The 12,550-nt window shown below is 39.1% G+C and carries 13 protein-coding genes; 11 read left to right on the top strand and 2 right to left on the bottom strand.

Features of this window, described 5'->3' with window-relative positions:
* Positions 1-474, top strand: coding sequence for a heme-degrading domain-containing protein (locus POF52_RS21415; protein WP_271994714.1), 474 nt, complete (start codon positions 1-3; stop codon positions 472-474).
* Positions 475-510: 36 nt separating this feature from the next.
* Here the strand turns inward: POF52_RS21415 and POF52_RS21410 are convergent, their stop codons facing one another.
* On the bottom strand, positions 511-1,770 hold the full coding sequence (locus tag POF52_RS21410; protein ID WP_271994712.1) for an erythromycin esterase family protein: 1,260 nt from the start codon (positions 1,768-1,770) through the stop codon (positions 511-513).
* A gap of 93 nt (positions 1,771-1,863) precedes the next feature.
* Entirely contained in the window at positions 1,864-2,022 is a 159-nt protein-coding gene (locus POF52_RS21405; RefSeq protein WP_271994710.1) for a hypothetical protein, read from the bottom strand.
* A 169-nt stretch (positions 2,023-2,191) separates the two neighbouring features.
* On the opposite strand from POF52_RS21405, the gene POF52_RS21400 reads away from it, so the two are divergent.
* From POF52_RS21400 to POF52_RS21355, 10 genes are all read left to right on the top strand, one after another.
* Positions 2,192-2,968, top strand: coding sequence for an exodeoxyribonuclease III (locus POF52_RS21400; protein ID WP_271994708.1), 777 nt, complete (start codon positions 2,192-2,194; stop codon positions 2,966-2,968).
* Positions 2,969-3,070: 102 nt separating this feature from the next.
* Positions 3,071-3,508 carry a MarR family winged helix-turn-helix transcriptional regulator gene (locus POF52_RS21395; RefSeq protein ID WP_013083479.1) on the top strand — a complete coding sequence of 146 codons (438 nt, stop codon included), beginning with the start codon at positions 3,071-3,073 and terminating at the stop codon, positions 3,506-3,508.
* Between the two features lie 193 nt (positions 3,509-3,701).
* Entirely contained in the window at positions 3,702-5,357 is a 1,656-nt protein-coding gene (locus POF52_RS21390; RefSeq protein ID WP_271994706.1) for an MFS transporter, read from the top strand.
* Positions 5,358-5,386: 29 nt separating this feature from the next.
* The gene (locus POF52_RS21385) at positions 5,387-6,019 is read left to right on the top strand and encodes an HlyD family secretion protein (protein WP_074896633.1); all 633 of its coding nucleotides are present in this window, start codon (positions 5,387-5,389) and stop codon (positions 6,017-6,019) included.
* Positions 6,020-6,171: 152 nt separating this feature from the next.
* The gene (locus POF52_RS21380; RefSeq protein WP_034651412.1) at positions 6,172-7,566 is read left to right on the top strand and encodes an MATE family efflux transporter; all 1,395 of its coding nucleotides are present in this window, start codon (positions 6,172-6,174) and stop codon (positions 7,564-7,566) included.
* Between the two features lie 337 nt (positions 7,567-7,903).
* Entirely contained in the window at positions 7,904-8,335 is a 432-nt protein-coding gene (locus POF52_RS21375; protein ID WP_034651415.1) for a YwqH-like family protein, read from the top strand.
* A complete protein-coding gene (locus tag POF52_RS21370; RefSeq protein WP_045291795.1) occupies positions 8,332-8,589 on the top strand; it encodes a YwqI/YxiC family protein in 258 nt (85 codons plus the stop codon). The genes POF52_RS21375 and POF52_RS21370 overlap by 4 nt, the downstream gene beginning before the upstream one ends.
* A gap of 18 nt (positions 8,590-8,607) precedes the next feature.
* Entirely contained in the window at positions 8,608-10,542 is a 1,935-nt protein-coding gene (locus tag POF52_RS21365; RefSeq protein WP_271994698.1) for a ribonuclease YeeF family protein, read from the top strand.
* A complete protein-coding gene (locus POF52_RS21360) occupies positions 10,543-11,145 on the top strand; it encodes an immunity protein Imm33 domain-containing protein (protein ID WP_098196580.1) in 603 nt (200 codons plus the stop codon).
* A gap of 555 nt (positions 11,146-11,700) precedes the next feature.
* The gene (locus POF52_RS21355) at positions 11,701-12,156 is read left to right on the top strand and encodes a DUF600 domain-containing protein (RefSeq protein ID WP_271994694.1); all 456 of its coding nucleotides are present in this window, start codon (positions 11,701-11,703) and stop codon (positions 12,154-12,156) included.
* Positions 12,157-12,550 lie beyond the last annotated feature (394 nt).

Raw genomic sequence — 12,550 nt, 5'->3', positions numbered from 1 at the left:
GTGAGTAATCATTCGGCAGAGACGCTGCTTGAAAAAGTAGTTCAACAAGAAAAAGAACTGATCTTTCACCAATTTACAAATGACCAGGCTTTACAGATCGGAACAGCAATTATTAATGAAGCAAAAAGTAAGGGAAAATTCGTTACAGTAAATATTAAACGAAATGGTCAAACACTTTTTCATCATGCGATGGAAGGGGCGATTCCGGATCATGAAGAATGGATTAAACGAAAATCAAATACCGTTCTTCGCCATCATCACAGCTCGTATTATATGAAGCTGTACTGCGAGTTAAAAGATCGTTCTTACGCGCAGTTTTATGCAGCGAACCCTCAGGAATTCGAAGCGGTAGGCGGGTCATTTCCAATTTCGGTTAAAAACGTCGGTGTAATTGGAAGCATCACCGTATCAGGCATGTCACAAGAAGAAGATCATGCACTGGTGACCGATACCATTCGTAGCTTTTTGCAATAAAAATAAGCGGACTTCGTTGGAAGTCCGCTTATTTAATTAAAAGATGAGTGGCGATAATGCGTGTGTTTTTTCTACATAAACAAAAGCATCATATCGTTTTGACAAGCGAGAAGGAACATAATTTCCGTATTGTTCAATCTCTGGGTCATATACAACACCAATGGCGCGGTGGCCTATCGTTGAATGAAAAAATGTTCGGTTTTCCTCTGTGAACATGAGGTATTGATCAAAAGCACCTGCTCGGTGAATGGTATCTTCCCAGCTTCCTTCTATAGCTGGAGGAACGGTTAACTCCTGCTGAGGATTACCCCAGCTATCAGAAGCAATGACCGTGCCGTGATGAGTTCCGAATCCGACGGCGTAAACATGCTTCGGTCCGTATTCTTCACGGGTAAGCTGACCTACATTCACCATGCCGCTGCTTTTCATGTCCGTTGCTCTTGCATCTCCGATGTGAGTGTTATGCTCCCATACAATGCCTTTAGCGCTATCTTTGTAGTAAGCTTGAATATATTTTAAAGCTTCTACCATATGACGATCGCGAATATTCCACGATTCATTGTCATTGGTAATCATCGTATGATAATAAGCTTCAGCATTGCTTGCTACCAGCGCATTTACCTGCATACTAAGCGCAGCTTCAGGCTCATGAGTATAGGTATCTTTCTTTTGCTGAATGGTTTGTAAAAGCTCTAAGATCTCTACCATGCAGTTTTTTCCGTAAAGAGCAGAAGAGATTCCGTACATCTGTGCTTCACGATGAAAAGGTTCAAAGCATTCAAAGGCTTTTTTCGCTTTCTTTGCATCAGAAGCGTGGTTGTTTTCTAAGTACTCAATAATAGCTTCCATCGATTCCCACAGGCTGTATACATCTAAGCCGTAAAAACCTACTTTGGGCTGATGTGCTGGTAAGTTGTTGTTATAATCCCGAAGCCATTCAATTAATTCTTTGATTTCTTGATTAGCCCACATCCATGAGGGCCAGCGGCTAAAAGATTTTAAGACATCTTCGGCATTCGCGTACTGAGTTGTATATCCTTTAATATAGCGATTAACTTCAAAACACGAAGGCCAGTCTCCTTCCACTGCTATAAAGGAGAAATCATGATGCTGAATTAATTCTTTCGTAATAGCTGCTCGAATTTCGTAAAATTCAGATGTGCCGTGAGATGCTTCTCCGAGAAGTACGTATTGAGCGCGGCTTGCTGTGTTAATGAGCGGCAGTAAGTCATCGACATCAGCAAAAGGCATAGAATGTTTTTTTATGGCTTCTATCATTTGAATGGTTTTTAGCATACGACCACCTTATTTTTAAGAAATGGATAGCAAGAAGCAAGAGCTTGAGACAGCAAGTCTTGCTACCAGTTAACGGGTTTTTATTTTTATGAATTACCTGCTAAAGTGCTTAATGGCAGAATCATTTAAAGAAAAATCTTCTTTAGTAAGCGCCGTTTGATTCTGTGTTTCGCATTCTTTAGTAGGGTGCTCTTCTTTTTTAGAAACAGTAGAAATTTCTTCGTTATTTTCATACGCGTGGTTTGTTGACATTATGTTTCACCTCTTGTATCTAGTGTTTGAGGTACAGAAAATAAAATAAGAAGAAATATCAGGAATACCTTAAAAAGAAGGGTACCCTTTAAATTATTTGAACTCATGCAAAAAATTGTCTAAACTAAACACTGATACATAAATCAAGTGAGGAGAACGTGGACAGTTTATGAAGTTGATTTCGTGGAACGTAAATGGCATTCGCGCGTGTGTGCGAAAAGGATTTTTAGATTATTTTCAAGAAGTGGATGCGGATGTATTTTGTATTCAAGAGACGAAGCTGCAGGAAGGACAAATTGATTTGCAGCTAGAAGGATATTATCAGTACTGGAATTATGCCGTGAAAAAAGGCTATTCCGGAACGGCAGTTTTTACAAAGCAAAAGCCTTTATCCGTTTCATACGGTGTGGATAAAGAATCAGAAGACGAAGGGCGTATTATCACGCTTGAGTTTGAACAATGCTATTTAGTAAATGTGTATACGCCAAATTCTAAAAGAGACTTAGCAAGGCTTGAAGAAAGGCTTCAATGGGAAGATGATCTGCTCGTGTACTTAAAAAAATTAAATAGCCGCAAAGCAGTGATTTTATGCGGAGACTTAAACGTAGCACACGCAGAGATTGATTTGCGTAATCCAAAGCCAAACCGAGGAAATTCTGGTTTTACAATAGAAGAGAGAGGGAAAATGACGACGCTTCTTGCTAGCGGATTTCTTGATACATTCCGCTATTTATATTCAAATGAAGAAGGAGCCTATACGTGGTGGTCGTATATGAACAAAGTGCGAGAACGAAATATCGGATGGCGCATTGATTATTTTATCGTATCAGAGAGAATCAAAGACGTGATTCAAGAAGCTGCTATTCATCCGCATGTAATGGGAAGCGACCACTGTCCCGTGATGTTAGAATTAAATGTACCCCATCTATGGTTTCTTTCTATATAATAGAAGAAAAACGGAAAAAAGGTTGGTTCACGCGAACGGTTGCGGTATAGTAAACATATCGAAAAGTACAGAATGTTCTAGGAGATAAAGGGGGAGACAGAGGTGAAGCGAGACTCGCTGCAAACCATTGAGCACGAAATTGCGCTGCTTGTTCGTCTAACAACGACGCACAGTCCCAAGCTTGGAAGCTTGGACCGGTCTGAATATTTACTGTTAAGCGAGCTAGATCAGCGCAGTCCGCTCGGGATTAATGCATTAGCTGAAAATTTAAAACTGAGCTTATCTACAGCTAGCCGGCAAGTATCTGCGCTTGAGACTAAACAGTTTGTTCGCCGCTTTCCAAGTCCAGAAAATGGGCGGATTAGTTTAATTGAAATGACGGATTCAGGAAGAGATATTTTGCAGCATGTACAAAGCAAGCGTAAACAGGCCTATGCTGAAGTGTTAGAAGATTGGTCGGAAGAAGAGATTTTAGTACTGGAAAAAAGCTTATCCCGCTTGAATCATAATTTTAAAAAATGGCGCAGCAATGGATGTTAAAGCGAATACATATAGATAAACAAAAAGGCTATTGAAAAATAGTCTTTTTAAGTTGAAACAAAGAAGTTGATTTCTTCTTTAAAAGATGTATAATATGTAGTGCTGCTATAACTTGTATGATACAACTTGTGCGATAAAATATGTAAGGAATTGTTAGTCATATGAAAAGAATTTAATAAAAGGAGGAATAAATATGAGTCAGAATAATCCAGCAGTAGCCTCCGACAAACAAGGTTTAAGCGTACCTAAATACTTAATTATGGCGATTTTAACGCTATTTTCGATTGGCCCTCAGTATTTTTTGAATTTATCTTACACGGTCAATCAAGTATTGATTCAAAATCGATTTGATGCGAGTACACAAAGCTTACTATTGCCATCTATTATTTCTAATTTGGCATTTGGACTTGGGGTACCAATTGGTCCGATGCTGACGAAAAAATATGGCGTGCGTAAAGCATACTTAACGTTCGTTTTAGTCTTCTTAGCAGGTTCGATTATCAACGTTTTTTCCGAAAATGTGGCATTTTTATCCCTTGGTCGTCTGATTCAAGGCTTAAGCTCAGGAATGTTGTTTTTAACCATTATTCCAGCTGCGCTGATTTCGTTTCCGAATAAAATCCGAAACTTCTTTTTAGTGTTAGCGATCGGCGGACTCTTCGGTTCAACAGCAATTGGAGCCTTTTTAGGCGCTGTATCTCTTAGCATGGATAATTGGCGCTGGGTTTTTGTTTTAGGAATAATAGCTTCTCTTGTCTGTCTGTTTATTGGGTATAAGGTATTGCCTGCTCATGATCCAACTCAGCAAGAAGATCGACCAGTCGATAAGAAAAGTATCTTTATTCTTAGTCTTATTATGATTTTATTAGTCTATCCACTGTATGAACTAAGATATGAAGGATTTGCTTCTATTCAAGTGTGGCCGTTCTTACTAGCTGCAGCAGGATTAGTTGTCATTTTTGTCTTAGTTGATTTAGCGGCTGAAAATCCGCTAGTACCATTAAAATCGCTGCTAGCCGTAAAACCAGTTGCAGGTACAATTATGGCAATTGGCGGTCATATGGCGTATATTTTAGCCATTGCAGGTATTAATGGCGTCATGCAAAATGTGCAAAATGCATCGTACACCACGCTTTCTTATTTTTATTTGTACTTCTTTATTGGGGTACTGATTTCAGCATTTGCGACGACATTCTTGTATGACAAGTTTGGCCCAGGCTACCTTGGAGCGATTGGATCACTTCTTATTGTCATTGTGGGATTTAGCTGGGTGAACGTATCAGCTGATACATCACTAGTGAGCTTGTATATTCACATTATGCTCTTTGGTATGGGTGTTAGTATGGCACTGGTATCTGGCGCGCTAGGAGCGGCACTAGCCGGAGATTTACATCAAGCTTCCATGCGTTCGATTTCACTGCACTCCATTCGAAATTTACTAGGAGCCATTATAGCACCTGTAATAGGATGGTTTGTTGTTCGACAAAACGCGATTTATTATGAAGATTTTCGAGGTCAAATTAGCTCAGTAGATCCCCAGGTGAAGCTGCAGCTGTCTGAAATGATTAAACGCTATATGGGTATGGGAATGAGTCAAGCGGATGCAAAAACATCGGCTGTGACGGCTGTTGTAGCAGGCGCTAAAAAAGCGTCGATTTTACATGCGTATCACAACTTATTTTTCATGCTTGGTATTTTAGGCGTAATCATGCTCATTGCTTCACTAAGTAAAGCGTGGAGCGGTAAAAATAGAATTCTTGTTCAAAAAGAAGAGGTGCAAGAAAAAGCCGAGCCGCAAGAAGAAAGAAAAATGCTGCCGGCACCTCAAACAGAAGAAACATCTGTATAATATACTAACTATAGAAAGAAGGAATTCCTATGAGTAAAAGTCGTTTATTGGTTACTAACATTGTTGGAATCATTGTGATTTTATTACTAGTAGGCTTTGGTGGATATTATTTCTACGAAAAAGCAAATTATGTTAAAACCGATGAAGCGCAGGTAGAAGCACCGCTTTCACAAGTTATGGCTTCAGCTAACGGTCAGTTAAGCGAATGGAATGTAAAAGAAGGAGATAGCGTTTCTCAAGGTGACTCTGTTGGAAGCTTAAAAGAAGCCGACAAATCAACAGACGTAACGTCTATGATTGACGGAACAATTATTAAAAACAACGCATCTCAAAATCAATTAGTAAAAGCTGGCGATGTGTTAGCACAAACAGCTGATTTATCTAAAATCTATATCAATGCAAACATTAAAGAAACAGACCTAGGTGACTTAGAAGAGGGAGACAGCGTCGACATTACAGTGGATGGAGATTCAGGTAAAGTCTTTAAAGGCCATGTGGAAGCAATCGGCCGCGCAACAAACTCAGTGTCTTCTATGCTTCCTGCTCAAAATACAGGGAACTATACAAAAGTAACGCAAAAAGTACCGGTGAAAATTTCAATTGATGATGCATCAGATAAAGTTCTTCCAGGTATGAACGCAGAAGTGAAAATTTCAATTTAATAGCGAAAAAAGCCGCTTTCTTCAAGGGAGCGGCTTTTTTTATGCCTAAATAAATAAAATAAAAAATGTGCTAAAAAGGGGATGTATACAAAGGAAATGTGTGGTAAGATACTTCTTGTTTGAAATTGGATATCGGTAAAGAAGGTGATGGGATGACCGCGGTCGAAACAAAAAAAGGGCCAAAAGAAAAGCTGAATTTGTTTTTCTTAACGTGGCCGATCTTTTTAGAAGTGTTTCTTTTTATGTTAATGGGGATTGCTGATACCTTTATGCTAAGTGCGCTGTCGGATGATGCCGTATCAGGAGTCGGAGCAGCCAATCAATACCTTCACATTGCCATTTTGGTGTTAGAGGTCATTGGTAACGGGGCGGCAATTGTTGTCTCTCAGTATTTAGGATCAAAACGGTATATGGAAGCGTCAAAGATTTCTGCTTTGGCCGTTACGTTAAATTTAGGAGTCGGGCTAGTCATTAGCGCGGGTTTTCTTTTGTTTTCAAGGCATATGATGGAAGCGATGAACTTACAAGGTGACGTGCTGATGTATGCACAAAGCTATTTATCCATCGTTGGAGGAGCTATTTTTCTTCAAGCGATTATTAACTCTCTTGCAGCGATTATTCGCGTACATGGCTTTACAAAGCAGGCAATGTTTGTTTCACTTGGAATGAACATTTTTCATATTGCAGGAAACTATGCTTTAATCTTCGGGAAGTTCGGCTTTCCGGAAATGGGCGTGCAAGGAGCAGCGATTTCATCTGCGTTCAGCCGATTCGTTGCCCTTATTGTGTTCTTTTGGCTGCTGTATCAAGTGATGGAATATAGAGTGAAATTTCAATACTACATTACGCTTTCAAAAGAATATATCGGTAAAATTTTAAAAATCGGTATTCCGTCGGCTTTTGAACAAGTGATGTATCAAGGCTGTCAAATTGTCTTTTTATACTATGCAACCTACCTAGGAGCAGAATCACTCGCTGCGAGACAGTACGCGATGAATATTTCGATGTTCATTTACTTATTTGCCATTGCGATTGGAATGGGTACAGCGATTATTGTCGGCCGTTTAGTAGGCGGAAACGAAAAAGATGAGGCGTACCACCGCGTATGGAAAAGCGTCAAATGGGCCAGTGCCGTAACGATGATGATGGTTGTTCTTGTGATGACATTCAGAACACAGCTGATCAGCGTGTTTACAGACAATCCGCATATCATTGAGCTTGGGGCGACGGTGCTGCTTCTGAGCATTGTGCTTGAAACGGGAAGAACGATGAACATTGTGCTGATTAACTCGCTGCGGGCAGCGGGAGATGCCAAATATCCGGTGTTGATTGGTGCGATGTCGATGGTCATGATGAGCTTGCCGCTTGGTTATTTCTTCGTTTTTCATTTAGACATGGGGCTCGCTGGCATTTGGCTTGCCATTGCAGCCGATGAATGGACGCGCGCAGTTATTATGTTTTTTCGCTGGAAAAGCCGGGCGTGGGAAAACTACGGACTTGTGCAGCACGAACAAACAGCTGAAGAACCAACGCCGGTTCAAGTATAAAACAAAACCTCTGCAGAATGTGCAGAGGTTTTTTGCTGTGTAAAAAAGTGAAACGTAGATTAGTCTTTTTACGCAAAAAGCTTTAATTTATGGGAGAAAACGGGTATGGGTACAAAGGAATGGTTTTATTCTACTTATTCTTTGTTTTAGATAACGGTATATGGTTGGATAACGTATTTAGACATGAGTCTTTTTTCTCTTATTTTCCATTTTTATCTCAATTCATGAAACTAGAAGCATGAAAAAGAGAGTTTTTTCCTATTTAGCTATAATGAGACAAATTTTATACTTATAATTATTGGATTAAACTCGAAATGTGCGGAACAGGAGGAACGATATGGGGTTAGGAAGCGTATTAGACGGACTGCTGGGTGAAGTATCTGGAAGAGTCTCAGATGTAGAAGGAAAGATCTCTAAGCTAAGAACAGCTAAAAGTAAAATTGAGCATGAACAAGCTGTTTCATTAAAAGAAATTGAACACATCAAAAAGCCTGAGCTGGGAGACAAATGGACGGGTACGTTATCGGATGATTTTGACGAAAAACGTACGGCAGCCTACGACAACATAAAAGGCATTTTAGACGGTGATTACGATGGATACATTCGTGAAATTGAAACAAAGATATGGGCGCTAGAAGCTGAAAAAGGAGCTTTGAGCGGCTTGAACGCCGCTATTGGAGAAGCGGATTCTTTATTAGCTAAAGGTGAAGAAGCCTACGACGCAGTAGAAAACAAGATTAGTGAAATTAGAAGGGGGCTGTTTTCATGACAATTAAGCTTGATCACGCTGATGTTATCAAAAAGCTTGAAGCAGTCAGCACAGCGATTGGAAATTTATCCATTAGCAAAATGCCTGACCTTGGAAAAAACAGCCTTGATACTACAGAGAAATGGGCAGCGCGCGAAGAAGAAATTCAAACGCTTATTTCTACTTATATAAAAGCACTAAACAAAAACGTAAAAGATACAAAATCTAATGTAGACTTACTAAAGGAACAAGACGAATCTATTATCCATTCGTAGCAGCAAAGGGGGATGACTGTGGGAAAGGTATACGATGCAAAAGCGCTGTTTGACGCAGCAAAAGATAGGGAAACAGCCTACGATGAGTTACTGAGTCAGCTGAGTGAACTGAAAAAAGCGCTGCAGGGCGTAGCGGACTTAGAAGGCAGCTTAGAAGGAAAAGGCGCTGACAATATAAAATCTTTTTATAAGCAGCACACCGATACGGCCGGACAGTGGGAAAACTTAATTAAAATGCAGCAAAGCTACTTTTCAGCGCTTCACGTTAAAGCTGAAAAAGCAAAGCTAACAGGAAACACGATTGTAGATGAATCATTTTTAGAAACAGAGTTGAAAAACGCCAACAGCAATGCTAAAGAAATGGTTGCGCAGCAGCACGACGATCTGCAGAGTATTTTAAACGGTATTGACGATATCGTCTCTATTTCAGCGTTTTCAACGAGTGAGTTTAACGATAAAATAGAAGAAGCAGAGAAAAAACGCACCGATACAATTGAAGCAGTGAATCAGCTTGATGCTGAATGGTCAAAAGAATACAGCGAAATGGACGACTTCTATACGGTAGTGGATACGCTAGTAAGCGGCTTAGAGCTTGCTACGAGTCAAGGAGGAAGTGTCTATCAGCTTGCCTTTGACGAAAAAGCCTATCACGACAGCGAGCTGTATAAAGTTCAAACAAAGCTAAACGACTATGCAACTTCATATGTTGACTACAACAAGCAGCAAGAAGAAATATACGAGCTGGAAAAAAAGCAAGAAGAAGAAGCAAACAAGCCGTGGTATGAAAAAACGTGGGACGCGGTTTCTACCTTTACAGGAGAGGTCAGCGGATATTATGATTATAAAAGAGCAGCAGAAGGCGTGGACCCTGTTACGGGTGAAAAACTTTCTACCTCACAGCGCGTCGCAGCAGGAGCTATGGCGGCAGCCGGCTTCATTCCGGTTGTCGGCTGGGTAGGAAGAGCCGCAAAAGGCGGAAAAGCAATCTACAAGACGGCTAAAGGCCTAAGCGCAGCGGATCACGCCTTAGACGCCTACAAATCCGCCAAATCCTTCAAAGTCCTGGAGCAAACCGAAAAAGGCCTCTACGGTCTTGTGGCCGCAAACGGGCTAGGAGAATACATGACCGGACGCGACATGTTCGGGAATAAAATCAGTGAAGAGCAGCGTAAAGCAAGCCTTCTGCAAGCATTAGGAATTGCTGGAGCTGGGGCGCTTTCTACGAAGGTAGCGGGGAAAACAGCGAAAGCAGGCGCTAATGCCGTGGCAAACGGAGCGAAGAAGCTTAGTGATATGCGGAATGTACTTAGCAAACAAGCGACTCAACGTATTATGCCGCCGCTGCAAAGCGCTCAGAAAGCTTATCGTTCTTCTTCGAATTATATCAAAAAGAAAATTAGTCAAGCTGGAGATATTAAGCTGGCTCCTAAGAAGGTCCGAGTAGTAGAAGAACCGCTGACTGGAACGCGTATGCCAGTGGTAGATGAGTGGCTTACTGGAAAAGATGTTGGGCGGATGTTTTCGGTTCGGAGTGGAAACAGTGGAGCGAGTAATGGAATATCTAAAAAAGATTATAAAGCATTAAGAAAAAAGACACCCAATAACCAAATAAGAAAAAAGGTAAATCCAGAAGGTCCTAAAATTGACCCTGTTTATGGGTATGAAGTTCAAAAACTAGAAGCTGATCATATTGTTTCCATGAAAGAAATAACGCAGTTTGAAGGGTTTAACCAACTAACTAAGGAAGCGCAGGTAGAAGTTTTAAATTTAGAAGAAAACTTTGTTGGGCTTGGTAAATCTACTAATGCTTCTAAAGGAGCTCATAATTGGAGTGAATGGAGGGGACATTCTAAGTTAGGAGATGTGCCAGAAGAAGTAAGACAACAAATGTTAAAGCTAGAAGCTCAAGCGAGAGAGGCTTTAAAAAAAGCGATAGAAGAGAGGTTAGAATAATTGAAAAAATTCGTTAAAAATATAAGTGGTAAAGTATTTGTAATTCAAGCTGAAAATGAATTAGAAATGCAGGTTGAGAACCTTTTTAGTATCTTTGAAACCATAGAAACCGAAAAATGGGTTGAAGGTTTTTCTATACAAATAGGGTGGTCAAGGTTTATTGTTTCTATAAAAGGTGAAGAGTATCATATTCTTTCACCAGATTATTCAAAGAATCCATTTGAGGACGATACAGAAGATCTAACGCTTGCTCTATGGGTACAGTTGGAGCAAGTTCACTTTTTACGGAAACTAAATATTAATAATGGTGAAACAGTCAGGTTTAGTGATAAGGTGGTTGTGGCCAAAAATATATTAGAGGTAGATAGTATTTACTTACAAAGAAGCAGTGATTGTGAACAAGGAGATTCAGGTTGGTATATAGGAGCTGTAAACGAAGAAGATGATACAGAAGAACTAGAAGCTTTTTATGCATACCAATTATTAAAGATTCGCCCCTCTCTTATTCAAGTTTTGGCTTTACCTTATGAATATATGGCAGTTTTTGAAAAGGACGAAGTACAGGCAGTATTAAATGAAAATGATGAAGATGTTTTTAATTGAATAAATTTTATAAAAATTCGCAGACGAATAAGTTTACTGCGAATTTTTTGTTTGCTAATAATAAAATATTTATTTTTACAAGGATTAGAGCTAGAAAGAGCCGAGAGACCAAGCTGGAGATTGAAACCAAGAGAATTAGCCGGTTAGATAGAACTTAATGAAAGTTGGTTAAGAGTACAGTGTCATGTAAGGTAAGTCATAAATTTAAAGGTGTCGATGGAAAATATAAAAGAGAGGTAAAAGAATGATTAACTAATGAGATTAATTTGTTAATGAAAACTTTGTAAGGGGCAGTGTGAATATCGATTGCATTTTCTAGGCAATCGGTGCTTTTATTAAACGCATTTGCGCATTTCAGTATTTATTTTCTATTTTATAAAAGTTACGGCTTATAAAATAGAATAGCGCCAAAATAGCTTATCCCAATCGCTAGTCATTGCAAGTATCTAAACAAATAAGGTGGGTCACTCTATGATGACTAAAGGAACGAAAAGATTTTTTAGGTAAGGTTAACTGGAATTCTTGAAAGTTAATCTAAGGAGTGAAAACAGCAAAATGAAAGAATATGAAGATAAGTTTAGTGAATTACAAGCTGATATGATATCTATATGTATGGAGTACGTTGAAGATAGAGCTGATAAAGTATATGTTTATGCTTCACGTGAAGGAGGAGTTACCTCAAGTGACTTTTTTTATTTGATTAATGGTAAATACGTAGAACCCCATAAATTGAATGATGCTTTGGAAGAGGGGGAGGAAAGCTACGATACATCCGCAGCACGAAATTTTATGGTATTAGATATTTTAAATGAGGATATCGGGAAAATTGAAGTATTGTGTCAAGAGCATCAAAGAGATATGCCTACTGAGATGAAATTAATCTATGATGTAAGAAGTGGAAAATTTAAAGCTGAATACAAGTATAACTTAGTTTATACGCATGACGATATTAAAACAGCCAGTCATATTGCTGATGAGTGGTTTGAAGAAGTGAAAAATAATAAGCTTTAATTTAGTATTGATATGCGAGCTTAGTAGAATTCATTTTGGCTTGAATCGATAGATCATCATATTTGATATTCTTTTGAAATTTTTTGGTATATAACGACTATAAAAGTGCAAGTATCTCTGTAAAAATACGGATGGTGCTTGCATTTTTTATATGAGTATGAAATTGTGAAACAAATTAACTCAATCTATGGAAGCCGGAAAAGGAATCTACGATATTGTTACCATAAATGGCTTGAAAGAATACATAACCAGACGCGACATGTTGAGGAACAACATTAGTGCAGGTAAAATAGATAACAATCGTTCTAATGGAATTTGGTTTATTATGGAGAAAGATAAAGGTTGGGCAAGTGCTTTGAAGGAAGCTTTTCTAAAAAAATATCGGTAAAAATAT

This window comes from Priestia sp. AB (genome assembly GCF_028369225.1).
GTDB classification, from domain to species: domain Bacteria; phylum Bacillota; class Bacilli; order Bacillales; family Bacillaceae_H; genus Priestia; species Priestia megaterium.
This window is presented reverse-complemented; position numbering and strand designations above follow the sequence as displayed.

What these genes read in the sequence shown, in the direction of transcription:
- POF52_RS21410 (WP_271994712.1), bottom strand. Translation starts at nt 1,770, where the DNA reads ATGCTAAAAACCATTCAAATGATAGAAGCCATAAAAAAACATTCTATG.
- POF52_RS21405 (WP_271994710.1), bottom strand. Translation starts at nt 2,022, where the DNA reads ATGTCAACAAACCACGCGTATGAAAATAACGAAGAAATTTCTACTGTT.
- POF52_RS21400 (WP_271994708.1), top strand. Translation starts at nt 2,192, where the DNA reads ATGAAGTTGATTTCGTGGAACGTAAATGGCATTCGCGCGTGTGTGCGA.
- POF52_RS21390 (WP_271994706.1), top strand. Translation starts at nt 3,702, where the DNA reads ATGAGTCAGAATAATCCAGCAGTAGCCTCCGACAAACAAGGTTTAAGC.
- POF52_RS21385 (WP_074896633.1), top strand. Translation starts at nt 5,387, where the DNA reads ATGAGTAAAAGTCGTTTATTGGTTACTAACATTGTTGGAATCATTGTG.
- POF52_RS21380 (WP_034651412.1), top strand. Translation starts at nt 6,172, where the DNA reads ATGACCGCGGTCGAAACAAAAAAAGGGCCAAAAGAAAAGCTGAATTTG.
- POF52_RS21375 (WP_034651415.1), top strand. Translation starts at nt 7,904, where the DNA reads ATGGGGTTAGGAAGCGTATTAGACGGACTGCTGGGTGAAGTATCTGGA.
- POF52_RS21370 (WP_045291795.1), top strand. Translation starts at nt 8,332, where the DNA reads ATGACAATTAAGCTTGATCACGCTGATGTTATCAAAAAGCTTGAAGCA.
- POF52_RS21355 (WP_271994694.1), top strand. Translation starts at nt 11,701, where the DNA reads ATGAAAGAATATGAAGATAAGTTTAGTGAATTACAAGCTGATATGATA.